We start from the raw sequence: 554 nt of genomic DNA on the forward strand, positions 1-554 counted from the left end.
AGCGTCAAATTCCTGGGCTACTCCTTTTACAGGAAGAAAGGGTTGGGGCGTCTGCGCATCCACCCCAAAAGTGCTATGAAAATGAAAGCCAAAATCAAGGAGCTTACATGCCGTGGCAATGGCTGGGGGAATGAGCGCCGGAAAGAGGAACTCCGCCAGTATATCATTGGCTGGGTGCACTACTTCAAATTGGCGGACATGGGAAGCCTCCTGCAAAAAGTTGACGAATGGTACAGGAGACGGCTCAGGATGGTCATCTGGAAACAATGGAAACGCATCAGGACCAGACTGGCCAACCTAATCAAACTGGGCGTAAACAAATCCAAGGCATGGGAATGGGCGAATACAAGAAAAGGCTACTGGTACACAGCCAACAGCTACATTCTTGCGACTTCCCTGACCAACGATAGGCTACGCCAAGCGGGATATGCCTTTCTGTCGGATTACTACAAAAAGGTTCATGTCAAAACTTAAGGAACCGCCGTATACCGAACGGTACGTACGGTGGTGTGAGAGGACAGTAAGGGAAATAATCCCTTACTTCCTACTCGATT

Annotated in this window: 1 protein-coding gene; it reads left to right on the forward strand. The window is 49.3% G+C overall.

Annotated features, from left to right (window positions below):
* A partial coding sequence (locus tag JHJ32_RS22670) for a group II intron maturase-specific domain-containing protein (protein ID WP_304612947.1) occupies positions 1 to 474 on the forward strand: 474 nt, incomplete at its 5' end.
* Positions 475 to 554 lie beyond the last annotated feature (80 nt).

The sequence above is a fragment of the Parapedobacter sp. ISTM3 genome, from assembly GCF_016533505.1.
Lineage (GTDB): Bacteria > Bacteroidota > Bacteroidia > Sphingobacteriales > Sphingobacteriaceae > Parapedobacter > Parapedobacter luteus.